General features: G+C 47.5%; 21 protein-coding genes. 10 read left to right on the plus strand and 11 right to left on the minus strand.

What is annotated here, in order from left to right; translation table 11 throughout:
* Positions 1–348: 348 nt before the first annotated feature.
* Positions 349–2112, plus strand: coding sequence for a glutamine--tRNA ligase/YqeY domain fusion protein (locus tag AAKU64_RS08065; RefSeq protein ID WP_503012614.1), 1764 nt, complete (start codon positions 349–351; stop codon positions 2110–2112).
* A complete protein-coding gene (locus AAKU64_RS08070) occupies positions 2109–3800 on the plus strand; it encodes an AIPR family protein (RefSeq protein WP_354332914.1) in 1692 nt (563 codons plus the stop codon). Before AAKU64_RS08065 ends, AAKU64_RS08070 begins: the two co-directional genes overlap by 4 nt.
* Here AAKU64_RS08070 and AAKU64_RS08075 read toward each other — a convergent pair.
* The gene (locus tag AAKU64_RS08075; protein ID WP_354332916.1) at positions 3783–3929 is read right to left on the minus strand and encodes a hypothetical protein; all 147 of its coding nucleotides are present in this window, start codon (positions 3927–3929) and stop codon (positions 3783–3785) included. The genes AAKU64_RS08070 and AAKU64_RS08075 overlap by 18 nt on opposite strands.
* 352 nt (positions 3930–4281) lie before the next feature.
* Between AAKU64_RS08075 and AAKU64_RS08080 the strand changes: the two genes are divergently transcribed.
* On the plus strand, positions 4282–4821 hold the full coding sequence (locus tag AAKU64_RS08080; RefSeq protein WP_354332918.1) for an REP-associated tyrosine transposase: 540 nt from the start codon (positions 4282–4284) through the stop codon (positions 4819–4821).
* Positions 4822–4972: 151 nt separating this feature from the next.
* Here AAKU64_RS08080 and AAKU64_RS08085 read toward each other — a convergent pair whose 3' ends face one another.
* From AAKU64_RS08085 to AAKU64_RS08095, 3 genes are all read right to left on the minus strand, one after another.
* Positions 4973–5680 carry a TonB family protein gene (locus AAKU64_RS08085; RefSeq protein WP_354332920.1) on the minus strand — a complete coding sequence of 236 codons (708 nt, stop codon included), beginning with the start codon at positions 5678–5680 and terminating at the stop codon, positions 4973–4975.
* 126 nt (positions 5681–5806) lie between these two features.
* Entirely contained in the window at positions 5807–6424 is a 618-nt protein-coding gene (locus AAKU64_RS08090) for an SOUL family heme-binding protein (RefSeq protein WP_354361970.1), read from the minus strand.
* 194 nt (positions 6425–6618) lie between these two features.
* Positions 6619–8829 (minus strand): OsmC domain/YcaO domain-containing protein, encoded by a 2211-nt coding sequence (locus AAKU64_RS08095; RefSeq protein WP_354332924.1) that lies wholly within the window; start codon positions 8827–8829, stop codon positions 6619–6621.
* A 639-nt stretch (positions 8830–9468) separates the two neighbouring features.
* On the opposite strand from AAKU64_RS08095, the gene AAKU64_RS08100 reads away from it, so the two are divergent.
* The gene (locus AAKU64_RS08100) at positions 9469–9780 is read left to right on the plus strand and encodes a cupin domain-containing protein (RefSeq protein ID WP_354332925.1); all 312 of its coding nucleotides are present in this window, start codon (positions 9469–9471) and stop codon (positions 9778–9780) included.
* An 85-nt stretch (positions 9781–9865) separates the two neighbouring features.
* Here the strand turns inward: AAKU64_RS08100 and AAKU64_RS08105 are convergent, their stop codons facing one another.
* Positions 9866–10744, minus strand: a complete 879-nt coding sequence (locus AAKU64_RS08105; RefSeq protein ID WP_354332927.1) for a DUF4349 domain-containing protein — start codon at positions 10742–10744, stop codon at positions 9866–9868.
* Positions 10745–10983: 239 nt separating this feature from the next.
* Between AAKU64_RS08105 and AAKU64_RS08110 the strand changes: the two genes are divergently transcribed.
* Positions 10984–11358, plus strand: coding sequence for a hypothetical protein (locus AAKU64_RS08110; protein WP_354361971.1), 375 nt, complete (start codon positions 10984–10986; stop codon positions 11356–11358).
* Positions 11359–11823: 465 nt separating this feature from the next.
* Positions 11824–13227: a tetratricopeptide repeat-containing glycosyltransferase family protein gene (locus tag AAKU64_RS08115; protein ID WP_354361972.1), complete on the plus strand. Its 1404-nt coding sequence runs from the start codon at positions 11824–11826 to the stop codon at positions 13225–13227.
* Positions 13228–13281: 54 nt separating this feature from the next.
* On the opposite strand, the gene AAKU64_RS08120 is transcribed toward AAKU64_RS08115, so the two are convergent.
* Positions 13282–13407, minus strand: a complete 126-nt coding sequence (locus AAKU64_RS08120) for a hypothetical protein (protein ID WP_354361973.1) — start codon at positions 13405–13407, stop codon at positions 13282–13284.
* Here AAKU64_RS08120 and AAKU64_RS08125 point away from each other — a divergent pair.
* Both AAKU64_RS08125 and AAKU64_RS08130 read left to right on the plus strand, forming a co-directional pair.
* Positions 13406–13786, plus strand: coding sequence for a glutathione S-transferase N-terminal domain-containing protein (locus AAKU64_RS08125; protein WP_354361974.1), 381 nt, complete (start codon positions 13406–13408; stop codon positions 13784–13786). The genes AAKU64_RS08120 and AAKU64_RS08125 overlap by 2 nt on opposite strands.
* 120 nt (positions 13787–13906) lie before the next feature.
* Positions 13907–14341, plus strand: a complete 435-nt coding sequence (locus AAKU64_RS08130; RefSeq protein ID WP_354361975.1) for a hypothetical protein — start codon at positions 13907–13909, stop codon at positions 14339–14341.
* Between the two features lie 145 nt (positions 14342–14486).
* On the opposite strand, the gene AAKU64_RS08135 is transcribed toward AAKU64_RS08130, so the two are convergent.
* The 5 genes from AAKU64_RS08135 to AAKU64_RS08155 all read right to left on the minus strand — a co-directional run bounded on the left by AAKU64_RS08135 (position 14487) and on the right by AAKU64_RS08155 (position 22587).
* Entirely contained in the window at positions 14487–15014 is a 528-nt protein-coding gene (locus AAKU64_RS08135; RefSeq protein ID WP_354361976.1) for a GNAT family N-acetyltransferase, read from the minus strand.
* Between the two features lie 117 nt (positions 15015–15131).
* Positions 15132–17540, minus strand: a complete 2409-nt coding sequence (locus AAKU64_RS08140) for an ABC transporter permease (RefSeq protein WP_354361977.1) — start codon at positions 17538–17540, stop codon at positions 15132–15134.
* Positions 17541–17655: 115 nt separating this feature from the next.
* On the minus strand, positions 17656–18336 hold the full coding sequence (locus AAKU64_RS08145; RefSeq protein WP_354332942.1) for an ABC transporter ATP-binding protein: 681 nt from the start codon (positions 18334–18336) through the stop codon (positions 17656–17658).
* Positions 18337–18422: 86 nt separating this feature from the next.
* Positions 18423–20939, minus strand: coding sequence for an ABC transporter permease (locus AAKU64_RS08150; RefSeq protein ID WP_354361978.1), 2517 nt, complete (start codon positions 20937–20939; stop codon positions 18423–18425).
* A 361-nt stretch (positions 20940–21300) separates the two neighbouring features.
* Positions 21301–22587: an efflux RND transporter periplasmic adaptor subunit gene (locus tag AAKU64_RS08155; RefSeq protein ID WP_354361979.1), complete on the minus strand. Its 1287-nt coding sequence runs from the start codon at positions 22585–22587 to the stop codon at positions 21301–21303.
* 349 nt (positions 22588–22936) lie between these two features.
* Between AAKU64_RS08155 and AAKU64_RS08160 the strand changes: the two genes are divergently transcribed.
* Positions 22937–24355 (plus strand): sigma-54-dependent transcriptional regulator, encoded by a 1419-nt coding sequence (locus AAKU64_RS08160; protein ID WP_354361980.1) that lies wholly within the window; start codon positions 22937–22939, stop codon positions 24353–24355.
* Positions 24345–25673: a sensor histidine kinase gene (locus AAKU64_RS08165; RefSeq protein WP_354361981.1), complete on the plus strand. Its 1329-nt coding sequence runs from the start codon at positions 24345–24347 to the stop codon at positions 25671–25673. The genes AAKU64_RS08160 and AAKU64_RS08165 overlap by 11 nt, the downstream gene beginning before the upstream one ends.
* Positions 25674–25723 lie beyond the last annotated feature (50 nt).

Genomic DNA, 25723 nt, shown 5'->3' on the forward strand with positions numbered 1-25723 from the left:
CAGCACTCAAATAGCACCTTCGGTGCGCCTAATGGAAAATCTCGGTTGGACCAGCGACAAGTGTGCCTTTGGCGAACTGAATGGCTAGACGCGACGACGACGCAAGCTGCATCTTGCTAGGAGGAGCAACAACGCCAGGTAGTTCGCCAAAGGTGCAATTGTCGCTGTAGCGTTCCCACTCGAATCGCGGTGGTGCTATCCCTCTGAAGACCACACGCCCTCTGCGTTTCTTGCGAAGTAGTAGCGGTCTAATGGAAAATCTGGGTTTAACTAATAACTTGCGCTGGCTTCTTGTTACGCTGCGGTAAAATGCTTGTCATCACATTATTTTTTGAAACGATTGGCACCATGAGCAATAACGATAAAAACACCACTCTTGCAACAAAACACGATGCAAACGCACCTGCCCCGATGTCCAACTTTTTGCGCGGCATTATTGACCGCGATCTTGCGGCAGGCACTTATACCCGTGACGGCCTGCCCAACGTCATCACCCGCTTCCCGCCAGAACCCAACGGCTACCTGCACATCGGTCATGCAAAATCCATCTGCCTGAACTTTGGCTTGGCACGCGATTACGCTGGCCGTTGCCATCTGCGTTTTGACGATACCAATCCAGAAAAAGAAGATCAAGAATATGTCGACACCATCATCGACAGCGTCAAGTGGTTAGGCTTCGACTGGAACGATAGTCCGGAACAAGACGATGGCAGTCACCTCTACTATGCAAGCGATTATTTCGAAAAATTCTATGAGCTAGCTGTTTACCTTATAAATACAGGACATGCCTATGTTGATAGCCAATCGGCTGATGACATGGCGGCTAATCGAGGCGACTTCTCTAAACCCGGGATCAATTCGCCGTTTCGAGATCGCACACCTGAAGAGTCTTTGGATTTATTCCAACGGATGAGGGCGGGTGAGTTCAAAGATGGTGAACATATTTTGCGCGCCAAGATCGACATGGCGTCGCCCAACATGAATATGCGCGACCCGGCTATTTATCGCATCCGTCACGCTCATCATCACCGCACCGGCGACAAATGGTGTATCTACCCAATGTACGACTACGCCCATCCGCTGGAAGATGCGATTGAAAACATCACCCACTCGATCTGCACCTTAGAGTTCCAGGATCACCGCCCGTTCTACGACTGGGTCATCGAACGCGCCGCCGAAGGAGGAATATGTGAGCATCCCGTGCCACGCCAATACGAATTCGCCCGCCTCAATCTGACCTATGTCGTCACCAGCAAACGCAAACTGCGCCAACTGGTAGAACAAAACATCGTCAGCGGTTGGGACGACCCACGCATGCCCACCATCGTCGGCATCCGTCGCCGTGGCTACACCCCAGAATCACTGCAACTGTTTTGCGAACGCATAGGCGTCACCCGCTCTGATGGCTGGATCGATTACAGCACGCTCGAAGGCTGCCTGCGTGAAGACCTCGACCCCAAAGCACCACGCGCCACCGCCGTGTTGCGACCGCTCAAACTCATCATCGACAATTTCCCTGAGAACGAGAACATTGCCTGCAGCGCACCAGTTCACCCGCACCACCCAGAGCGTGGTAACCGCGAATTCACCATCAGCAAAGAACTCTGGATCGAGCAAGAAGACTTTATGGAAGTCCCAAGCAAAGGCTACTTCCGCCTCTTCCCAGGTAACAAGGTACGTCTGCGTTACGGCTATGTAGTCGAATGCACGGGCGCAGACAAAGACGCCGACGGCAACATCATCGCCGTCCACTGCAACTATTTCGCCGACAGCAAATCCGGCACCGAAGGCAGCGCCAATTACAAAGTCAAAGGCAACATCCACTGGGTCAGCGCCGCCGATGCATTAGAAGTCGAAGTCCGTTTGTACGACCGCCTGTTCACCGATGCAAACCCGGACGCGGGCGGCAAAGACTTCATGGCCTTACTCAATCCAAACGCATTAGAAGTCGTCAAAGCCTATGTAGAACCGGGTATGAAAGACGTAACACCAGATACGTGCTTGCAGTTTGAACGTCATGGGTATTTTGTGGCAGATCGTGTGGACTCTGTGGTGGGTAAACCTGTGTTTAATCGGGTTACTACTTTGAAGGATGGTTGGGGGACGAAATGAGTGTCATTCATGTAAATCAGATACGAAATAGACTCAAACAATTATTTGAGGGAAAGATTGATTTAGCTGATCAAAAGTCAAAACTTAAGGATGATTTGGAGTCTGTGTTTCTATCCAGATCACTTGCTGCATACTCCATTTATCACCTTACAAGCCTCTCAGAACAGGAAGCGGCTGAGTCGATTACTGATGGTTATGATGATAATGGGATTGATGCGATCGCATATGACAAGCAAAGTTCAAGTCTCTATTTAGTACAAACCAAATGGATAAAAAGCGGAGAAGGCGAGCCTGATCTTGGTTCGGTTAAAAAATTTATCGCCGGAATTCATGATTTATTAAGCTTAAATTTAGAGAGATTTAATGCAAAAGTTAATGCCAGAGCTGTAGAAATAGAAGATGCTCTCAACTCGTCCTCTACAAAAATTGTCGTAATTCTTGCCCATACAGGTACATCCAAACTATCAATTCATGCAGAGCGCGATTTCTCAGATTTAAAAAATGAAGTCAATGATGCAGGTGAAATATTATCGATCTCGATTCTTAATCAGTCATTACTTCATAAATCTCTTAGCGAAAACTTAAATGATCCAATTTCAGCGGAATTACAACTTCGATATTGGGGCAAAAAACAAAATCCGTCATACGCAGTTTATGGGCAAATATGTGCAAGTGATCTCGCTCAGCTTTGGGGGCAACACAAAGAAAGATTATTGGCATTGAATCTCCGGGGATCACTAGGTGACACGGACGTGAACGCAGAAATTAGAGAAACACTTACTGAGTTCCCTGAGAATTTTTGGTATTTCAATAACGGAATTACTGCAATCGCATCAAGCGTTAAGAAAACAGCTAAAGGGGGTTCAGATACCGAAGTGGGGACGTTTGCGTGTGAGGATTTGTATGTTGTCAATGGCGCCCAAACGATCAGCACCATTGGACGATTTGCCGAAGCAGAACCATCGGTTTCGATTGACAAAGCTTATGTTCAAATTCGTATTGTTTCTCTAGATGGCGCAGACATCAATTTTGGCGACAACATCACAAAAACAAATAATCGCCAAAACAAAATTGATAATAGAGATTTCGTTGCACAAGATACCGAACAAAAAAGAATAAAGTCAGAGCTTGCAATTGATGGTATCAACTACGTCATTATGCGAAATGACGAACAGTTATCGACATCATCGTCTTTTGACTTACAAGAAAGTACAACAGCTTTAGCTTGCGCCTCGTTAGATGTTTCAATAATTGTTCAAGTAAAAGGACAAATCGGAAAAGTATGGGAGGACTTAACTAGACCTCCATATAAAACTCTCTTTAATCCGTCTACAACGGGAATTCTCACGTGGAGAGCGGTCGTAATAAACCGGAAGATCGAAAATCAACTTTCATTTCTTGAGAAAAGCTATAGGATTCTTCGTGAGCAAAAAATTGTTAGATATGGAAACAGATTGATTTCTGGCTTAGTTTTTCAACACATTCCCAAAAACGATCTAAACAATCCGAGTGCTGAACTTAAATCCATAATTTCCGATGAGAAGATTGTGGAACTAACAAATTTTTATAGTGCGGCAGTTGTGACTTACGTTCAAAATTATTACGAAAATGCGATGATTCCAAGCTTGTTTAAAAATCAAACTAAATGTAAAGATATTTATTCTCAGATGCTAAAAAAAATGCCGTGAGCTAAGCAAGCGTAGCGTGCGTACCTCAGCAAGCGTAGCGTGCGTACCTCCGTAGGGTGCGCCATGCGCACCGTTCCACCGAATATCCTCATTTTCTACCCCGTTTGTTTTTCCATCATTGGTGCGCATGGCGCACCCTACCTAATGTTTGTGCGGCTTGTGGCTTGTTTTTGTGCCACGAGGCGCATCTTTGCTGGGGATCGTTTTCACAGAGATTGACGAGATATCGCGTTCAAAGCAGCAAGCGTAGCGTGCGTGCCTCCGTAGGGTGCGCCATGCGCACCATTTCACCGGACATCCTCATTTTTTAAGCCGTTCATTTTTCCATCATTGGTGCGCATGGCGCACCCTACTTAATATTTATGCGCCTTGTGATTTTTTTGTGCCACTAGGCGCATCTTTACTGCGGGATTATTATTACAAATATTGACGAGCTATCGCGTTCAAGGCACGCTGTGATTTTATTTTTCGCGCCTTTCTCATGTCTAATTACCGACGATCAAATATCGCTGGCGGCACCTATTTCTTCACCGTAAATAGCTTTCGTCGACGACCTATTTTGGCCACCGAATCATTGCGTAATGCCTTGCGCCTGGCGATCCAAAAAACACGTCTGACACATCCGTTTGAGATTGATGCATGGGTGCTTCTGCCAGATCATTTGCATTGTATCTGGACGCTGCCGCAAGGTGATGCGGACTTCTCTGTTCGCTGGTCGATGATCAAACGGTTGGTCTCACAAGCTTGTGCCGATGAGTTTGGCGTGGATAATTTATCTGCCTCACGAACGCAAAGAAAAGAATCGGGCATCTGGCAACGACGCTTTTGGGAACATCAAATCCGTGACGATAACGACTTTGCACGGCATGTCGATTATATTCACTTTAACCCGGCGAAACATGGCCTGGTTACGCGTGCGATGGATTGGCCACATTCGACATTTCATCGTTATGTCGCGCAAGAGATATTGCCGCCGGATTGGGGGATTGGTGCCGATGTTGCCGGGGACTTTGGGGAATAGTTATTCGCTGGGGATAAATTGGTGCGCATTGTGCACCCTACCCCCAATGATATTACGGCTTCTGGCAGGTTTTCGGGCTGCGAGGCTTATTTTGATTGGACATACTAAACAAACCTATCGTTTCATCAGCGAGCCTGGCTGCCCTCGCCTACTACTTCTGAACGAACCTGATTGATTGTGCATCCGCGATGCGTTTGCCACCTCTCTCGGCTGGGACAAACTCACATGACCGTGCGATGCGCAGACTTTCTTGGTCTAGTTGTTCGTCATCACTACCCCACTGGACTTGGGCATTGAGTACTTTACCTTTGTCGGAAACGGACATACCAACGACGATGCCGACTCCATTTTCTTTATCGAGGGCTACGCGAAGCTTTTCTGAAGGTTTACAGCTTTTTGGGTCGATCACTGCTGGGCTGACATCAGGTTGATTGAGTTTCCATAGGTAGGCAACTTTGCGCTCGCTCGGTATCCACCGACCCTCGGGTATCGCCTGGCAGCCAATGATTGCTTGCATCACAGTGACGTCGAGTAATTTCCAGCCGCTACTTTTCTCTAACTGAAAGGCGCTGATCTTGCCTGCATTGTCGATCATCAGGTTAAGAATGGTTTTGCCTTGCATGCCGATGCGGAGAGCTGGTTTGGGATAGGCGGGAATAGCACAGACCTTATCGATCTCGATAACTTTAATGTCGTTATTTTTAGGTGGCTCTGATGCATCTACTACCGCAGCAGAGGCCGATGCCGCAGACGCCGCCACGGATGTCTGATCTGTAACGACCGGCTGTTCTGCCGCCGCTGGAAGACACAGGATTGAGTTTAAGACCAACAACGATACCGCACTAATCAAACTACGCATACGAACCTTGATGAAAAATTAAGAGTCGAAATTGTAATCTGTTTAATATCTTTTTTGTTAGACAAAATGAGTGCATCGTGCACGCTACTCTTCTTATCGACCTAAAAAAACTGCACCCTACTCCGACTACATAACCACCCGTATCCAGATCTCATTTCGACGAAAAAACGGTAATGAAAACGGTGAGTTGTAGCGTGAAAAAACAGGTTCGCCTTCCATTTTCAAACCTGCTTCACTGGCTAGCTTTTTGAGAAGGCTGAGTTTTTCTTCATATAGCGATTGCGACCAACTACCCGAATAAGTGATCACTGCATAAGTTTGTGCGGATATCTCGCGTAGCTTGACTTTGGGATCGGTCGGCTCCGGCAAGGTATCTAAGGTAAATTCTTTGGGCATGGTGAACTGCACCAGACAACCACCGTCGGCTGCGGTCTGCGAGACAGGTGCGGTCATTTCGATTTTTATCGGCGTTGGTGCTGCGGTTTGTGCCACTGGCGCCGTCATCGCTATCTTTTTACTGCCTTTGTTTTTACCAAAAATATAGCCGCCCAGATAGTCAAAACCCTTATTGCCGGCTTTATCCGCCGGGCCGGGCACGATCACTTCGGCAACTATGTAGGCATGGTATTTTCTGATGTCAAACTCAGGGTATTGCTTTACCAGGTCATACCGCGGTTCTTCAATCGCAAAAGCACTCATGGTGATTCCCCATATAGCAATCGATAAGACGAGAATCTTTATCATTGGTGTTCTTCCTCAACTAAGTGCTGGCAATGATAACGGCCAAGTGATATTGCAACTGTTGTTTACCTAACATTAGCCAATATCGGCATATCGACATATGGGCATATCGACGCTCCAATACAAACGACTGCTCTGAGATAAAACATTCGTTTGTGCGCTGAATAAACTCATTACTACAGGGTCCGAGATGAATCTCAGGCCTTACTCGATGTAGCCCCCAGCTTAGCCCGCGCAGTGTGCAATTTCTTGTAGCTATCAATCAAACGCTGATGGCGGTCCAAGCCCTCCAACTTCATACTCGTAGGCGTTAAGCCGTAGAAGCGTATGCTGCCGTTGACTGATCCCATTACCGCATCCATACGCTCGTTGCCAAACATGCGACGGAAATTGACTTCGTAATCGGCTAGCTCTAAATCATCATCTAGCATGACCTCTAGTACGACATTCAAGGCTTGATAAAACAATCTGCGTTCGACCGTGTTATCGTTATATTGCAAGAAGGTTTGCGCCAGCTCTTGCGCTTCCTCAAATTGCTCTAAGACTAAATTAATTAGGAGTTTTAATTCCAACACGGTGAGTTGTCCCCAGACCGTGTTCTCGTCAAATTCGACGCCGATCAAGGTGGCGATGTCGCTGTAATCGTCTAGCTCGTTGTTGTCTAAACGATCGAGCAGCGCTTCTAAGGCATCATCGTCGAGCTGATGCAAATTCAAGATATCGTTGCGAAACAATAGGGATTTGTTGGTGTTATCCCAGATCAAATCTTCGACGGGATAAACCTCTGAATAACCCGGTACCAAAATCCGGCAAGCGGTCGCGCCTAACTGATCGTACACAGCCATGTAGACCTCTTTGCCCATCTCTGCGAGGATGCCGAATAAGGTGGCGGCTTCTTCTGCATTGGCGTTACTGCCTTCGCTGGTGAAATCCCATTCCACAAATTCGTAGTCGGACTTAGCACTGAAAAAGCGCCATGACACTACGCCGCTGGAATCGATGAAGTGTTCGACAAAGTTATTCGGCTCAGTCACGGCTTGGCTTACAAAGGTAGGCTGAGGTAAATCGTTGAGGCCTTCAAAACTGCGACCCTGCAGTAACTCTGTCAGGCTGCGTTCCAGTGCTACTTCTAGGCTCGGGTGTGCGCCGAAGGAGGCAAATACGCCGCCTGTGCGCGGGTTCATCAGAGTCACGCACATGACCGGATATTGTCCGCCGAGCGAGGCGTCTTTTACCAGCACCGGAAAGCCTTGTTCTTCCAGGCCTTGAATGCCGGCCAAGATGCCGGGATATTTCGCCAGCACTTCTTGCGGTACATCGGGCAAAGCGATTTCGCCTTCTAAAATTTCGCGTTTGACGGCGCGCTCAAAAATTTCAGACAGACATTGCACTTGCGCCTCGACCAGCGTATTACCGGCGCTCATGCCATTGCTGGCGAATAAATTTTCGATTAAGTTGGATGGGAAATACACTACCTCGCCGTCGGATTGCCGCACGTATGGCAGCGAGCAAATACCGCGCTCTGTATTACCAGAATTGGTATCAATCAGATGCGAGCCACGTAGCTCTTTATCGGGGTTGTAAATCGCTAAGCTGTACGCATCCAAAATTTCTTTAGGCAACGCGTCTTTTTTACCAGGCTTAAACCAGCGCTCGTTCGGATAATGCACAAACTCGGCGTTGGCGATATCTTCGCCCCAGAACGAGCCTGCGTAAAAATGATTATTACTCAGCCGCTCGATATACTCGCCCAAAGCTGATGCCAAGGCGCTTTCTTTGGTCGCGCCCTTGCCGTTAGTAAAACACATCGGTGAATGCGCATCGCGGATATGCAGCGACCATACATTCGGGATGATATTGCGCCACGAGGCAATTTCAATCTTGATGCCCAGGCCTGCCAGCAAGCCAGACATATTGGCGATGGTTTGCTCCAAAGGCAGATCTTTGCCAACGATATAAGTGGCCGCATCCGTATTTGGATTTAAAGTCAGCAAGGCTTGCGCGTCGGCATCTAAACTCTCTACCTCTTCAATCACAAACTCTGGTCCAGCCTGCACCACTTTTTTTACTGTGCAGCGGTCGATAGAGCGCAAAATTCCTTGACGATCTTTATCAGAAATATCCGCCGGTAATTCGACCTGAATCTTGAAAATCTGCGCGTAACGGTTTTCTGGATCAACAATATTATTTTGGGATAGCCGGATATTTTCAGTAGGAATATTGCGCGTATTGCAATACAACTTCACAAAATAAGCGGCGCACAGTGCCGACGAGGCAAGAAAGTAATCGAAAGGCCCGGGGGCTGAGCCATCGCCTTTGTAACGGATAGGCTGGTCGGCTACCACTGTGAAGTCATCGAACTTGGCTTCGAGACGAAGCTTATCGAGAAAGTTAACTTTAATTTCCATGAGAGTGTTCCAAAAAGGCGGCCAAAAGTGCGTAAACGTGAATTAGGCGCCATTATCCGTTCTTTTAGCCTGATAGGGTAAGCGGTAGAATCAGTCGACTCTGTCTGTCAGCAGAAATTAGTACAGCCACCAAGCTAACGATACTAAACGGTCATTATCTTTTTTTAAACAATTTGACGCGCATCATCCTGCAAGATGCTGACGTTCAACCCAGATTTTCCATTGAAACAGCGACAAGTGTGCCTTTGGCGGACTGACTGGCTAGACGCGACGACGACGCAAGCTACATCTTGCTAGGAGGAGCAACAACGCCAGGTAGTTCGCCAAAGGTGCAATTGTCGCTGTAGCGCTCGCACTCAAATCGCGGTCGTGCTATCCCTCTGAAGACCGCACGCCGTCTGCGTTTTTTGCGAAGTGGTAGCGGTCTAATGGAAAATCTGGGTTCAAAGATAGGTTGATGTTGTGGTTTGAAGCAAAGCCTTAGCCGATGCCTGATAGACTGACTCTGCAATAATCGGCACGCATTTATTTCTGCCCGTTCGCTGTCTTCTTACCGCGTTTACTCTTATACTCGCGCCTTTTGGCAAATAGGCTGTAGCGCTTGCCGGCTCTTTGTCTGACATATTTAAAGGAATCCACATGACACACGCCCACCCACAAACCTGGTCTGAACTGTCACCGCTTACTATTTCTGAAGACGCGGTGCGTCAATTGCATCCAGAGGAATCCCATAAGCTGTATCTGAATACCTACCCCGAGAGTGAGGCAATCAGCATCAAGGCCAGCCATGCATTTGTGCTGTATGTCTTGCAAGGCGAATGCACGCTGACGATCGCTGGTAAGTCGGTAGCGTTGGCTGCTGCTCAGTTAATCCATCTGGAGGCGGGGGTAACTGCTTGCGTGGCGGGTGCCGACGGTGTGAGTTTGATGAAGGTGTTTCAGCGCGGCTAATGACTTACATGGGGTCGCCATGAGCACCGCTTCAAACAATGAAGGTTCATCATGAACCTTCATCTTGTGAGTACTAAAGCACACATCAATTCTTTTCAAACTTCCGTCTTCTGTACTGCTTGATTTTTTTGAATAGCCAAACACAAAAAGTCAGAAGCAGCAGCCATGGCAATGCGGTTGCGATAAAGGTGACGACCATTGCCAGTGCATCTAGGCTATTGCGTACGAAGCCAGAAGCGGCGCGGCTTAATGGTGCCAAGACAGAAGCCTTGTTTGCAGAGGCAATTCGGATGTTGAGAATTTCGGTATCGACGCGTTTCATCAAGACAACGCGTTGTCCACTCAATGATTCTAGATCGGACTGGACTTGCACCAGTTGCTCATTGACTTTAATCAGCGCATCAATATCGCTGCCCGCTTTGGCGCGTAGACCTTCCAGCCGACTACGAAAATCTTCTTTGAGAGCGATCTGTTTTGCCGTGTCTTCAATCCGTCCGCTCAAATCCTCTGCGCTGGTGCGCTGATCGGATAACTTACCTTCGTGGCTGACTAACGCGATCAGCTTAGGAATATCTGTGGGCTTTGCACGCAATTTCAATTCGGCGCTGGCGAAATCGTTACCGCTGACACTGATATCCAAAACATCGCAACTCTCGGTAGCATCACAGATGCGCTTGAGGTTATCGACCAATGGCGTAATTTTTTCTTCAGCAATATTGATACCGATGGAATGTTCGTAAGCAAGATAGCGACGAGAGGACTCCTTGGCTTTTGATGGTGCCCTACTTTCTCCAGGTTCCCTTTGCGCTGACGCAGGCATTTCTGCCTGAAGAGGAGAAGCGACCTCTTGCGCCAACACGACGCCTGTCGGTCTTCTATACTCATCATCCGAAGTCTCTTTTTTCGAGCAAGCACTCAGGCTAAACATCGCTAGAAGCATACAAAAGAAAGCAGTTTTTTTCATAAGATGACTTGTAGTTTGGATATGAAATAGATACTAACTGAGCGCATTGAAATATGCACGCTGAAAACATAAATCGGACGCTCCAGCGGTATTTCGTACAAGATGTTTTATCGTCAGATTGAGGAACGATACAGATCGTTATATGTAATTTGCAGAGTGAATATGGATGGCGAATAGGCGAGTGCTTATAATGCACAACACGCAATATGCAACTTCACACTTGATTTGAAAGTTTATCTTTGATGATAGAAATCATATTTTTAATCTTGCCAGTTGTTTTTGCACTCTCGCTAAAGAAGGGTTCAGATAAAGATCTAAGTCGATATCGCGAAGAGGCGAAGGAACAGTTTCGCGCTTATCGAGCGAAGTCCAGCGATGCTCGTTTTGTCTTCAATGGAGCGGATGCTGAGATCGTTAAAGAGGAAGAGTCTATTATTGGTGACGAAGACGATGACCTAGTTGTTCAATATTCGTTAACCTGTTTCGCCAGAAATGCAGCGGGCGAATATTTTATGTTTGTGTCAAATCAAAACGGCAGACCATTTTTTAAACACGTCAGTCAAAGTAACGCCAAAATCGCTCTCGGAAAAATCCACCTTAGTCCACCAAATTAGCACGCACATCGCAGGGGCAAGATACGCTAATCCATTCGCGTACGTACCTCAACGATGACCACATATACTATTTCGATGGATATCTTCTATTTTAAGTGTAAAGCATGTCCAATGATATTGCGGCTGGTGGCGTGTTTTTGGGCTGCGAGGCGCACTTTGATTGGAGATTCTTTTTACAGAATTTTAAAAAATCCGTATTGGAGTACATGCAGAGCTTGTCAAGCTGGCACAGTAATGCCTAGGTATTGCGAGTTTTGCGGAGTTTAAAATAAAACGACGCGACGTGTCCGGGCACGAGGATTTTAGAACTCTACATAAGATGACCAAACCTCAGCGTAGAGTCCTCTTATCTGTAGCATTGCGGCGCATATAAATTGCTACAATCACTGCCAACAATTCTTATACGATAGCATTTCAACTTTGCATAGCGAATCTCACTGCTAACACCTTTCATAAGCGAATCCGATGTCAGATTATCCCCAATCAGCGCTAACACTTTTCGCTACCGGCAATCAGTTGATGGGCGATGCTGAGAATGACAAAGCGATTGCCTGTTTTACACAAGCGCTGGAAATCGCCCCTGACTTTGCCGAGGTGATGATTAATCTGGCTTATCTGCAAGAGCAAATTGGCGCATGGAACAGTGCTGAATTTTGGTATCAGCAAGCGATCACGGTACGACCCGACGTGGTACAAACTTATCTGAACTTAGGCGCGATGCTGATGGCACGCGATCGCTTTGATGAGGCGGAGAACGTATACCGGCAGTGTTTATTATTTACCTCCGACTCACCCGCATTGTGGTCCAATTTGGGTGTCTTGCTAGCCTGTACGAAACGAGAGGAAGAAGCTGAGGATTGCTACCGTAATGCGCTCAATCTGGACCAAGATTATGCGAAAGCACGTTTTAATTTAGCCTATATTTTGCTGCGGCAAGGGCGCTATGCCGAAGGTTGGCCTTGCATGGAAGCGCGTGATTGGATTACACGTATATCGGACGTGTTTACTTGTCAGCGCTGGCAAGGTGGCGACCTGTCCGGCAAATCGATCGTAATCGGTTTTGAGGCAGGTCATGGCGACATGATTCAATTCTGTCGCTATGCGGTTTTACTGAAAGAAAAAGGCGCGACTAAAGTCACGTTGATTTGTCATCCAGGTTTAAAAAGGTTATTCGTCAGTCTGGCGGGCGTGGATGAAATTTTGTCTCTAGATGATAATTTATCGAACCGGGAATGGGATTTTTGGACCTTGCCTATGAGTTTGCCTTTCCACTTTGAGACCCGCTTAGATACTATCCCTGCGACTATTCCTTATCTACATGCCGATGCAGATGTGCTGCAACAGTGGTCGGAAAAATGGCCAGCCCAATATTCACAGCTGTCGTCTGCCAATCAGAAACGCGTAGGTCTGGTCTGGAAAGGTAATTCCCGTTTTGAAAATGATGCGCACCGTTCGCTGCCGTCGGTGACGTATTTGACGCCTGTATTAAAGGTGCTTGGCATTCAATTTGTGAGCCTGCAAAAAGAGTTGGACGGAGAATCTATCCCAGAGTCATTTTCAGTATTAATGCTGGGTGACTGCGTCACAGATTTTGCAGATACTGCGGCGATCATCAAACAACTGGATTTAGTCATCAGTGTCGATACCGCTGTCGCACATCTGGCAGGTGCTTTGGGTGTGCCGTGCTGGCTGTTAGTGCCGGACTATAAACCAGACTGGCGCTGGCTGGCGCATCGTCAGGACAGCCCATGGTACCCGCATCAAATGCGTCTGTTCAGGCAGGACTCAGCTGGACGTTGGGATGCTGTGATGGACGAGCTTGCTGCGGCTCTGGCAATTTGGGTCAAAGACGGTAAGACATTTTCTTAGGGAGATGCGTGGATCACGCATCAATACAATCTGCCGAAATCATGCGCTTGTCGCTTACAATGCGCCCTTCTGCGCTGATTCAATATCAATAACATCGTCGATACCGTCGTCCACAACATCGTCCATAACATCGGCAATCTCGATAACAGCATCATCATTTTTAAACCTGGTAGAACTCATGAAATACTTTTTTAGACTGCTACGCATCGTCCTCGGCCCTTTCATGCTGTTGAAAGAAAGCCTGACACGGCCAAAAGGTGTCGTGCGCTCCGTCGCTGATCAGACTAAGGTCGATGCAGCATGCCAAAAGCTGGCCTTATATCAGTTTGCAACGTGCCCTTTTTGCATCAAGGTACGGAAAGAAATGGCGCGCCTGTCGCTGACTATAGAACTACGTAATACGCAACATGTGACAGAACATCGCCAAACTTTATTAGCCCAAGGCGGCAGCCCTAAAGTCCCCTGCCTGAAGATCAGCAACGACGACGGCAGCGTGAAGTGGTTATATGAATCCAAGGATATCGTGCACTATTTGCAGCAGGAATTTGCGGTAATATAAACATAGGATTTAGCAAGGCGTTTAATTGTTAGCATGCGCGAATAACGCATTGATTAGACATCGATCCGACATTAATAAGACACTAGTAAAATACAAATTCCATCATCTAAAATCAATCTGATGAAAATACATGGTCAATGGGAAATTACCGTAGTACGCAATGTTCTCGTACGCACTACAGCGGGTAGCTTTAATGAAGAAGGCACCTGGGCTTGCTTTCTCGATACGAAAAAAAAGGCACCGGTCAGCCAGCCTTGGGCGGGTCTGACCAATGCAGCTCATTGGGAGATGTCGAATGTAGATTCGCTACAAGCATTCCCTAAAATGCGTGAATGGGCATTCCAGAATTCTTGCGTCTGTCTCGCTGTAGTTGTGCCAGACAATATGCGCAAAGAAATCCACCGCCGCCAAACTGGCAACTTGCCAGAAGACTTAGTCCACTATTTCTCTACGATAGAAGAAGCTTGTACCTGGCTGACCTCACGCGGATTTGATTTTACGGTAGCCGATTATCCGCATGCAGAGTTCATCGCCAGAACACGTAAAGCAGATTAACAAGTCAACTCTAAAAACAAATGTCCAATCATTCTGCGGCTCTTGGAAGGAAATCACGCCAGAAGCCGCAGAATGATTGGACGCTCTAAATCGAAATTTTAGATTGATCCGGTAATTAAACCCATATCAACTAACTCAGACTTTCTCAAAGCACTTCCCACTCATGCCGCAACAATGCATACATGGCCATATCAACATGTTTTCCCCGACTAAAAGAGGCACCACGGGCGATGCCTTCTTTTAGATAGCCGCAATTGATCGCCACTTTTTCTGAGGCGATATTATCGACATGCATGTGGATTTCTAAGCGATTGATCAGTAAGGTTTTAAACAGATAGTCGGTTAGTAGTTGCACGGCCTCGGTCATGATGCCTTTACCACGCTGACCGCTAGCAAATAGTCCATAGCCGATCTCACGTGAGTTGAAGTAAGAGATAGTTTTGAAATGAAACACGCGACCTAAAATCGTCCCGTCGTGATCAACGATTAAAAACGTTTCATTGAGTTCTTTGCTCAACGATTCTGCTTCAAATTTCTTCTCCAATGCACCTGGCAGCATCATCTCTAAAGAGAGAAAATCACCTTTAGATTCCGGTGCGTTGAGCAATCTGATGAGCTCAGGGATATCGTCTTTTTGCACATGCCGAAGATGAAAGCAACTACCTTTGATCATATGAATGGTCTCCTGTCATGGGTAACTACACTAGAAGAATTTTTAATGAAAATGAACAACGTTCTATCCTTCCAGTGTACCAGCCAGTCACTCGTTTTCAATACATGACGAAGAGTTTTATCCTCGCAACGCCGATGCAGGAGACATATGCATTGCCACTCTGGTATGCCGTATGGTCGAGATCATTGCTACGATCGAAGCACTGACCAGCGCGGCCAATACCGCCCATGGTCCGATCGCCGCACGTTCAGCAAACTCATCTAAAAGAGATTCCCCCATGACGTAGGCCACAGGCAAACCAAGTAGCGCCGAGACGACGATCAGCACAATAAACTCATAGCTAAGTAACTGAGCGATATCTCGTCCCATGGCTCCATATAGCTTGCGCAAAACGATCTCTTTTGACCGTCGTTGCAGGCTATAGGCAGACAAGATATACATGCCAACAAACGCCAGAGAAATCACAATACACATCACAATCGAAACAATGATTAACATAGGTTCAATTTGTCTTGGCCCTCTTTCCAGCAAATTCCTTACCGGCTTAATCTGCAATATATTCTGAGGAAAATGTTGCGCCCAAAGATGGGTGATAGCGGCGCTAACAATAGCTGGATCACCCTCAAATTTGACGGACAGCGATGGCGTTTCTAGCGACAGCATAAACACGCGTGGTGCGGCATCCATCAGCAGGCTCTGGGTCCTGACAGGTTGATTGACTCCGATGATTTGTAAGGGCTTATCTTTGACTTTAATGAATTGTCCAACGGCAGCGGTAGGCGAGCTAAAGCCCAAGCGCGTAACAGCCAAAGCGTCAATCACGACCACACTGGGATTGTCAACGTTATCTATCTTTGCATCGAATAAGCGACCTGCTAATGGGGCGATCTCATAGACATTAAAGTAGTCAGGGCTGACCAGCGTTTTATCGAGTTTGATGACACGAGCATCGGGCATGGTGATATCGACATTCCAAAAATCAGCCTGGCCGATTGCCACGGTAGAAGCCGTTGTTTTGACGACGCTAGGCAGGCGCCTTACTGCATCACTGAAGCTTTTAGCGTTTGCCTGCTCTAATCCGTAGGGCATCTCAATCGAGAGAAATTTGTCTGGATCAAATCCAAAATTTAAACGGCTGATGTGTTGAAGCTGCCCTGACATTGTCAGTGCCATGCTAATAAAAAACATCCCGACTGCAAATTGAAATACTGTCAGGCTGCGGCGCAACCACATCCCATGAGTACTCACCGAACTGCCGCGTCCAGCGAGGATTGCGGAGGGACGTATTTTGGCTGTCATCAACGCCGGATAAAAACCTGCCAGCAATCCTATAACGATGCTGAAACCTAGCACAGCCAATATACCCAATAAGAAATTGGTAGCGGTCAGCAGTGACTCCAATGCAAAACCGGATAAAGCAGAAAATCCTGGCAAGACTAGCCATGCCAACAGCATCCCGACACCTGCCGCGATCAGGGAGACCAGTATCGTCTCTGTCAATACCTGCATGACGACACGCCAATGCGGAGCACCAAGCACTTTACGAATAGCAATCTCGCGCTGCCGCGCTATGATCCTGACCGTAGCCAGATTGACGTAATTTGCAATCGCTAACAACAAAACGAATAAGGCGATGCAGGCAACTGAAATAGTGATCGTTCGATTGCCTTTTCTTGATCCGTTACCACCGCCGACTACCGGGTCAAGGAAAGAATCTGTCAGCGCCCCTAATTTCACTTCATATAATGGATCGTGACCTAATTGTGCAAGTTGCTCCGCTTTGAGTTGCGCACGTAAAGGCGACCTGTCGGCATCCTCTGCAATACGCCGCGCAATTTGATCTGCGGAGATATTTGCACCTAACTTGATGTAAAGACGAGCTGACAAATCGGACCAGCTGTCTAATATGGCTTTACGCTCATCCGCTTTCCACGCCAAGGTATTGATACCGGTGACAGCAGAAAACGGAACTGTAGAGTTGTCCGGTGTATCGCTGATAATTGCTGATACGAGGAAAGTATCGTTTTTGATATGCACGTATTTTCCCAAGGCATGGGTATCGCCAAAAAGTCGTCGTGCAGTCGATACGGTGAGTGCCAGAGCATTCGGACGACTTAGGGCAACTAACAGATCGCCTTCAACCGGCTTGATACCAAATACCTCTATCAAACTGGCATCAGCCGTCGTGAGTTTGACGTTTTGTACCGCGCCGTCACCGCGCATCTCGGTATCCAGCACCACCAAGCGTGCTGCATGCAATGGCAAGCCGCTGCGCTCCAGGCCATCTTTTACTAAAGTCGGAATATTTTCATGCCAGCGCTGATCCTCCCAATTTGGCAAACTCTTGACGATAAAAATATGCTGATACTCGGGTACATGACGATCAAAATGCAAAGCGTAATAAATATAGCTAAGGCCAAGAAAGAACACCATAAATCCTATGGCTAATCCTATGATCGCTACCAGCGAATGCGCAGGTTCTTGTATCAGCAGGCGCCAGCCTATGCGGAAATCTCTGAATTTCATCAATGTCTATCGTATGTAATGGGGGGCGTCAGCTATTACTGACAGGGACTTCAGGTCGCCATATGATGAACTCACCATGCAAAATCAGCAGGCAAGTTCGTCAGAAAGTAAACAATCAAGCGGCACGCAAAGCATCCACCACCACATGCCCGTCCAGCAGATGCAATGTCCGTGATGCTTGTGCTGCATGCGATGGCGAGTGCGTAACCATCACGACAGTCGTGCCCTCGGCGTTAATGGTGCGCAAGATGCGCATGACTTCATCGCCATGTGCAGTATCGAGATTACCTGTCGGTTCATCGGCTAATAAAATAGCGGGGCCAGCGACTAAGGCACGTGCAATAGCAACACGTTGTTGCTGGCCACCAGACAATTGGGATGGCCTGTGTTTTGCCCTATGCCCTATGCCCAACTTCTCTAACATTGCGGTGACTTTAATGCGACGCTCTTTGACTGGTACTTCAGAATATTCCAAGGCCAGTTCGACGTTTTCATACACGCTGAGTTCTTCTATCAGGTTAAAACTTTGGAAGATGAAGCCAACTCTGCCGCGGCGTAGTTGATTTAATTGCGACTCACTCCAGCCTGCGACGTTTTTCCCCTCAAACCAGTACTCACCAGAATTGGGAATATCCAGCAAACCCAACAGACTAAGTAAAGTCGATTTACCGCAACCAGAAGGGCCTGTGATGGCGACATATTCACCGGCATCGATTTCGATATTTACCCCGTTCAGTGCGGCGGTCTGTACTTCGCCTGCGACATAGAGTTTACTGACGTTGACTAGTTTTAGCATGATGCTTCCTTATATGTTTTGTTAAAGGCTGGAATAAATTTACTTGTTAATTCAGCTTACTTTTAATTCTGCTACAACTAATTTACTCAGGCAGCGCGTAAGGCGACTGCCGGGGACATTCTTGCGGCGATTAAGGTGTGTCTGGTAGTCGCCAGCAAAGTCACTACGACAGCACCCAGCAATGCCAGGACAATTGGCCATAATCCCATCGGTGCCTGGTCTGCAAATTGCTCGACAAAACCCCTACCCGCAACATACGACAAGGGCAAGCCGACGATGGCGGCAATGCTGAGCAAAATCGTAAATTCTTTGAACAGTAGCTTGGCGATATCGAGTTTGTCAGCACCAAATAATTTACGCATAACGATCTCTTTAGCGCGTCGCTGAACTGCATAGGCAGAGAGAATATAAATACTGAAAATGGCTAGCGGAATCATGATGGCAGCGACAATCACGCAAGAATCAAAAATAGCTTGAGGACCGCCTGCGTTGACTTCCAAATTTTGTCGCAGATGACTAAGATTTAAATACATATCTGGGAAATGCTGATGCCAGACTTCAGTAATGGCTGTTTTTGCTGCGGTCAGATCGTTGCGTCCATTGACCGTTAATTGCGGTAAGAGCGGCGCTAGCGACGATTTTTCTGAGGTCGCAATCTGATACACAATTGGACGTGGTGATCCATGCATAAAGCCGCTGCTGACATTGTTACTGATGCCGACAATCTGCATCGCTTTGCCTTCCATACTAACAATCTGTCCCAGCGCCGCATTGCCATTGGCATAGCCCAGCCGGGTTGCGGCTAACTCATTCATCACCAAACCATTGCTGTTGTCACCAGAATCGATGTTGGGGTCAAACACGCGCCCTACTGCTGCCCCCAAACCAATGGTATGGAAATATTCTGGACCTACTCTCAAGGTGCTTAGACTAATAGTCTCTGTTTTGGTCGTCTTAAATTCCACCTTAGCAGGCCATGGCGTTGTATTTGCAACACCGTTGATCTCTGGCCGACGTGCCAGAGCATCCTGAAAACTACGAACCTCAGTCTGGCTCAATTCCGCAGGCAAGTTGATGATCAGCAGTGAGTCTAATTGGTAGCCATAGTCGATGTGCTTCAGATATTGGATTTGCGTCCCTATCGTCACCACCACCCCGGTCACGAACATGGCGATAGCGAATTGCATCACGGTTAACACGCGGCGCAGCCACAAACCGCCTGCTGTCTCACTATTCCCACGCCCACCCAGAGCATTGGCAGGGCGCATCTTGAGTGCAATCCAACCTGGATATAGTGCAGCGCAGATACCGACCAATATACCCATCACGATGACAATGGCGACAAATGCCATCCAGTCCTGGCGCGTTAAAATGCTCACCATATCTAACTCAGTTAACTCCGACCAGACTGGTAGTAATAACCAAGCTAAGAAGGCACCGGCAATTGCGGCGATCAAAGATACCAAGATCGATTCTGCCATCATCTGCATCAGCAACCGCCCTGCTGTCACACCCAGCACTTTGCGGATCGCCATCTCGCGCTGACGCGCTATGGTGCGGATGGTGGCGAGATTGACGTAATTACCTGCGGTCAGCAAAAGAATTAAAAACGCGACGGCATTCATCGCCAACGTAGCGATAGGGTCCCCTTTAGAGCCGCTATTACTACGCGCCTCGCTATCCAGATGCGAATCTGCTAACGCGCCAAATGCGATTTTCAATAAAGGCTTATTGCCAAGCTCTTGCGTATCTTTTGTATTCAGATGTCCGGCCAATGCCGAGCGACTGATGTCGGTGTTGATTGCGCTGGCAAGCTCACTCAATAAACCATCAGACTTGATATCCGTTTTATTACCTGATGTCGCATTCGACTGCGTACTTGGCAATAAGGTATTGGGCAATAAGCGGAAATAGACTTTGTTATTCAGAAAATTTTTATCGTCATAGGAATAGTAATTCCAGTTATCTCTTGCGCGCTGGCGCTCTGCCTCTGGCCATGCGGCAGAGTTAAGACCAGCTAGCGCGGAAAACTGAATCGAGCTGGTGGCCGGCTGATCAGGCAATACCGCCGCGATACGGTAAGAAGCGCCTCTGATCTGTAAATTTTTGCCAACAACGTGACGATCGCCAAAGAGTTTTTGCGCTGTCGCTACTGACAGTGCCAGTGCATCTGGGCGGCTGAGTGCCGCTTGCAAATCACCTTCCATTGGCTTGATACCAAATACTTTAGAAAAAGCCGGATCCACCAGAGTCAGCTCTACTTTGGTCACGACATCGTTGCCGCCGTCGTTCACCCGCATTGCGGCGGAATACGGCAACACTGCTGTGACCAATAAAGGAGCATCGCTTTTTTCCAGCGAGTCTTTCATCGACAAAGGGACATTCTCGCTCCAAAAACCAAATCCCCAATTAGGACGTGCCTTGACGACATACACATTCTGTACCTCTGGAACATTGGTATCAAATCCAAATTCGTAGCGGGTGAATGCCAGTACCAAAAAGCAAAAAGTAAATCCTATCGTCAGGCTGACAATCATAATGGCGGAATACACAGGCTGCTGTTGCAACAAGCGCCACCCCATCCGAAAATCTTTAAAGTTCATTGTCTTATCTCTTTCTTTTTTTACTGCCGATTTACTACCAATTTACTGTTTAAAGACTTAGTTACATCAACCGTCTCTGCTTGCTTTCTCATTACATCTAAGATACTCAACAATCCCTAATAAATTTCTTCTGTTCTGTGCAGCGCTTGTGATGAGGTTAAACATCTTAAAATTTTGATGAAAACCATATACTCCCCATCATTTTTATAAAAATTGGCCTATTGTCCAGACTTTATATGGACAATTAAATATACTATCTATGAGTATATAAATTATCATTCTGATACAGCAAAGAAAAAACTATCGTATTGATGCTGTCGCCTTCCTAAGTTGACGCGCCGAGGATGCTATTTTTTTGAAGCTATTTTTTCAATTGCAAGCGCGTCGCATTACCAAATGTAGCGTAACTCGACACGACTATTTTTTCTCCTGCACTGAGGCCTGATAAGACTTCTATCTGACGGTTATTGCGACGCCCAGTTTTAATCATGCGCTTCTCGGCATCAACACTATTGGCTGCGACCACAAAGACCCAGGCGCCGCCGCTGTCGGTGATGAATGGCGCATTGGGTAATAACAAAGCGTCTTTCGGTTCACCTAGGGTAATTTGCGCATCTAGGCTTTGACCGGGGTTGAGGCTGGCGGGTTGTGCATTTTTAAACACTAATTCAATCGAAAAGCGACCATCCTTAATTTGTGGGTAAACCTGACTGACTTCGACACGATACTCTTTGGCATCTTGCTTAAACACGCCTTGTCGCCCTATCGCAATACGGTTCAGATAATACTCATCGACTTGTGCTGTGAGCTTAAATTGGTCGGGATCGTCGATACGCCCAATATGCTGATCTGTTTTTACGGTCTCACCGATCTGCAAACGGAAATCTGTCAGGCGACCAGCAACTGGGGCACGTACCACCAGCGCATCGACCGTGGCGTTGACCAGCGTCAAGCCCGTTTCTATCGTCTTAATTGCATGCTCCATCTGGGCAACAGCGTCACGCTTGACTTCGGTCTCATTCGCGCTATGATTTTTCTCTTCATTAAAAGCACGTTGCTGCTGCTCCAAGGTATCGGCGGATTCATCCAGCGCGACCGAAGAAATAAAGCCTTGCTGAGCCAATTTGACGTTCCGGGCATGCTTTTTTTTCGCTTGCATTAGATTAAATTCAAGGTCAGATAAGCGGCGCTGATGATCAGAATTTGCGGCCTCAAAATTCACTCTCAAATTGGCCAGATTAGAAATCTGCTGAGTATGTTCTGACTGACGTTGCAATAGTTCTAAATTGCGTTGAGGGTTAGAAATCCTAAAAAGAATATCGCCTTTTTTCACCAACGCGCCATCATGCGCAAACACTTCTTCTACCCTGCCGGATTCAATGGAATCCAGTATCACAGAATGCAGCGCCTCGGCTTTAGAGCGGACGATAATGTCATCCAAAAAAATCCCGCTCTCGACGTTGGCGATACGTACATCGGCGGCAGATACCTGCAAACCACGCGGCATCAGATTCCATAAACCAGCAATCGCCAATCCGATTAAACATATTGACACCACGCTAATCAGAATTTTCTTATTATGATTCTGCGGCACGATGACATCCATCGCGGCACCGGTCACAGCAAGATGAGGCGTAGATAATTTCATGGTTCAATCAAAATGGTAGGAGGTTTTGTTTGAGAATGTTTTACTCATTCTGAAACTCATGTCTACTATCGCAATCTCTGTGCCATGCTGATTTGGATTGAAAAGGACTAAAAATTGGGGATTATTGATCGGCATTGATCGGTATTGGACAATCTGATTCAGACAGATTTTAAAAACTGTCCGATATTGAACACTTCACGGATACTTCCTGTTTTTACGCTCGTTAGCATTGGCGAATCATTGCTAGTGTCCTTTATCAAAGCTAGACTGTGCATTGACCCGTGCAAATTAAAATCCTACCAGCACCTACAGAAATCTCAGCCAGCTTTATTTTCAACTATGCACAATCATGTCTAATAGCGCACCTCATCTGCTGATCATTGATGACGACCCCGATGTAGCTTGTGCAGCGCAACTTTTGCTGTGTCGCAAATATGCGCAAGTCAAGGTCGTGACCGAGCCTGCACAAGTAAAAACTTTGTTAGTGCATGAACACCCAGATGTCGTTTTGCTCGACTTCAACTTCACCGCTGGCCGCACTGATGGCGGCGAGGGTTTGGCGATGCTGGATTTATTGCGGGCACAATATCCCGCTCCTGCGATCATCGCCGTAACGGCGTATGCCGACGTACCTTTGGCGGTGGAGGCATTAAAACGCGGTGCTTGTGATTTCATCACCAAGCCTTGGGACAATGCCAGACTACTGGCAGCGGTAGGAACGGCTCTCGCCAGAAAATCTACTACGCACGTATCTGACATATCAGGTACATCTGATGTGGTCAGCAATAATGATACGTCCATCGCATTTGCAAACCTGATGGGTAATTCTGCCAGCATGCGTGAACTCAAATCCATGATCGCCAACGTCGCTCCGACCGAGGCCAATGTCATGGTGCTGGGTGAAAACGGCGTGGGTAAAGAGCTGGTCGCACGCGCCATCCATTTAGCGTCACCACGTAAAGCAGCTCATTTTTTAGCGGTCGATATGGGCGCGATACCCGAGACCACATTTGAGAGCGATATGTTTGGTCATCGCAAAGGCGCTTTTACCGATGCGCGTAGCGACCGTGCAGGACGCTTTCAGGCGGCGCGCGGTGGCGTGTTATTTTTAGATGAAATTGGCAATCTACCTTTGGGGGCACAAGCGAAATTACTGACCGCGCTAGAACGGCGTGAAGTCACACCGGTCGGTATGGACAAGGCAGAAAAAATTGATGTGCGTATCGTCAGCGCGACTAATTTAAGCGAGATCAAATTATTTGATCCCTCTATTTTTCGCTCGGACCTTTTATTCCGCTTAAATACCATCGTCCTGCGCGTAGCACCTTTACGCGAGCGGCGGGAAGATATCCCTGATTTGCTCAGCCATTATCTGGCGCTATATCAAAATCAATATCAGCGCCCTGCACGCCAGCTCAGCGATACCGCTTTGAACGCGCTATGCGAGTACGATTGGCCGGGCAATGTTCGCTCTTTAAGGCACTCATGTGAGAGAGCCGTGATCTTAGGAACGCAGGCAGATTATCAGCTTCAGGATTTTGGCTTAAGCTTTGCAAACGCGACTTTGGTAGCGATGGCGGAAGTAGCGGGGATTGCGCCAGATAACAATACTCAGAATACCGTTCATACATTTAAGCTGACCAAACTAGAACGCGACACAATTGCCAGCGCCATGACGCAAGCTAGTGGCAATATTAGTCAGGCGGCTAAATTGCTGGGCTTAAGTCGCGCTGCTTTGTACCGAAAATTAGAAAAGCATGACATCTGAGATGCCCACTGAAATATTGCAAACATCGCCAACGTCACCAGTGTCACCGGCATCACCAACGCCGGACCCGCGCTATCGATATCGCAAACTGTTCTGCATTTCTGGCGTATTGATTTTGATGCTTGCCGCGGGCGCTACGGCTTATATTTTGACTGCAACACAGCTTGCACAGACAGCACGATTATTGGCATTGTCTGGATTACTAGCGTTGATCGGTAGTTGGCTATTTGGTTTTGGTCTGGCAGGTTTATTACCACGCCAAATCCATGTCCTAGCCGATGTGGCACCCGCATTACCGCATACCTCATCAACACTGCAAGAAAATCTAAGCACACTAGAAAATAGTCTGGAACACGCACCGATTGCCCTGTTTTCGATTGATACCACCTCCACGCCTTATCCCGTGCAAGCAATGAATGGCAACGCACGTCGGCTGATCGCCCCAGGTCGTGCGGTTCAGCCTGAGCAATTATTTGATCTGCTGAGAACGCAAGTGGTGGGCAAGCGCAGCATGATTTTGTTTGAAACCGAGCAAGGACTAGAGCGCGCATTACTTGCAACCAGCAGTTTGACCACGCATGGCAACACGCGATTGATGATTGCCTTAATGCCGGTAGAAAGCGAACTGCAATCCGAGGCGCAACAGGCATGGCAAAAATTAGTGCATGTGCTGACCCATGAAATTATGAATTCTCTGACACCAGTGGCATCTTTATCCCGCACCGCGCATGATTTGTTAGAGGACCTAAAACCAAGCTTACCCACCGACAGCATCAAGGACTTGACCATGGCTTTAGACGCTATCAGTCGCCGCGCGCATGGTTTAGCGGAGTTTGTCGGTAGCTACCGGAGCTTGTCGAACGTCCCTGCGGCACATCCAGAACGTATCCATCTGGCAACACTTTTTAAGCGCTTATCCACCTTAATCTCTCCAGCGTGGGCACAACGTGGCGGACGTGCCGAATTTATAACAGAACCGGCATCGCTAGAATTGATGATAGACCCTGCCCAATTTGAACAAGCCTTGATTAACCTCATCAAAAATGCGGAAGAAGCGACATCCAAAAAAGCCTCGCCCGAAGTGGTCATACGCGCCAAACTGAGTCGTGGCGGGCGTTTGCGGGTAGAAGTCACCGACAACGGGCCTGGTGTACCGGAAGAATTTATTCCTCATATTTTTACGCCTTTTTTCTCAACCAAAGAAAAAGGTAGCGGAATCGGCCTGGCAATGGTGCAGCAACTGATCCAGGGTAACGGCGGCACTATCCGCTATGCCCACGTGGTACAAGGCGGTGCGCGCTTCATTTTGACTGTTTAATAATCGCCCTCATAGTACCTAATCGACATAGCTGCATCCAACATCTGGAT

This window comes from Undibacterium sp. GrIS 1.8, assembly GCF_040544445.1.
Taxonomy (GTDB): Bacteria; Pseudomonadota; Gammaproteobacteria; order Burkholderiales; family Burkholderiaceae_D; genus Undibacterium.

Bases quoted from the DNA above. Each gene is read 5' to 3' on its own strand.
- AAKU64_RS08140 (WP_354361977.1), bottom strand. From the start codon at position 17,540: ATGAAATTCAGAGATTTCCGCATAGGCTGGCGCCTGCTGATACAAGAA.
- AAKU64_RS08065 (WP_503012614.1), top strand. From the start codon at position 349: ATGAGCAATAACGATAAAAACACCACTCTTGCAACAAAACACGATGCA.
- AAKU64_RS08115 (WP_354361972.1), top strand. From the start codon at position 11,824: ATGTCAGATTATCCCCAATCAGCGCTAACACTTTTCGCTACCGGCAAT.
- AAKU64_RS08125 (WP_354361974.1), top strand. From the start codon at position 13,406: ATGAAATACTTTTTTAGACTGCTACGCATCGTCCTCGGCCCTTTCATG.
- AAKU64_RS08095 (WP_354332924.1), bottom strand. From the start codon at position 8,829: ATGGAAATTAAAGTTAACTTTCTCGATAAGCTTCGTCTCGAAGCCAAG.
- AAKU64_RS08150 (WP_354361978.1), bottom strand. From the start codon at position 20,939: ATGAACTTTAAAGATTTTCGGATGGGGTGGCGCTTGTTGCAACAGCAG.
- AAKU64_RS08135 (WP_354361976.1), bottom strand. From the start codon at position 15,014: ATGATCAAAGGTAGTTGCTTTCATCTTCGGCATGTGCAAAAAGACGAT.
- AAKU64_RS08160 (WP_354361980.1), top strand. From the start codon at position 22,937: ATGTCTAATAGCGCACCTCATCTGCTGATCATTGATGACGACCCCGAT.
- AAKU64_RS08120 (WP_354361973.1), bottom strand. From the start codon at position 13,407: ATGAGTTCTACCAGGTTTAAAAATGATGATGCTGTTATCGAGATTGCC.
- AAKU64_RS08105 (WP_354332927.1), bottom strand. From the start codon at position 10,744: ATGAAAAAAACTGCTTTCTTTTGTATGCTTCTAGCGATGTTTAGCCTG.
- AAKU64_RS08090 (WP_354361970.1), bottom strand. From the start codon at position 6,424: ATGATAAAGATTCTCGTCTTATCGATTGCTATATGGGGAATCACCATG.
- AAKU64_RS08155 (WP_354361979.1), bottom strand. From the start codon at position 22,587: ATGAAATTATCTACGCCTCATCTTGCTGTGACCGGTGCCGCGATGGAT.
- AAKU64_RS08165 (WP_354361981.1), top strand. From the start codon at position 24,345: ATGACATCTGAGATGCCCACTGAAATATTGCAAACATCGCCAACGTCA.
- AAKU64_RS08075 (WP_354332916.1), bottom strand. From the start codon at position 3,929: ATGCGCACCAATGATGGAAAAACAAACGGGGTAGAAAATGAGGATATT.
- AAKU64_RS08100 (WP_354332925.1), top strand. From the start codon at position 9,469: ATGACACACGCCCACCCACAAACCTGGTCTGAACTGTCACCGCTTACT.
- AAKU64_RS08085 (WP_354332920.1), bottom strand. From the start codon at position 5,680: ATGCGTAGTTTGATTAGTGCGGTATCGTTGTTGGTCTTAAACTCAATC.
- AAKU64_RS08130 (WP_354361975.1), top strand. From the start codon at position 13,907: ATGAAAATACATGGTCAATGGGAAATTACCGTAGTACGCAATGTTCTC.
- AAKU64_RS08070 (WP_354332914.1), top strand. From the start codon at position 2,109: ATGAGTGTCATTCATGTAAATCAGATACGAAATAGACTCAAACAATTA.
- AAKU64_RS08145 (WP_354332942.1), bottom strand. From the start codon at position 18,336: ATGCTAAAACTAGTCAACGTCAGTAAACTCTATGTCGCAGGCGAAGTA.
- AAKU64_RS08080 (WP_354332918.1), top strand. From the start codon at position 4,282: ATGTCTAATTACCGACGATCAAATATCGCTGGCGGCACCTATTTCTTC.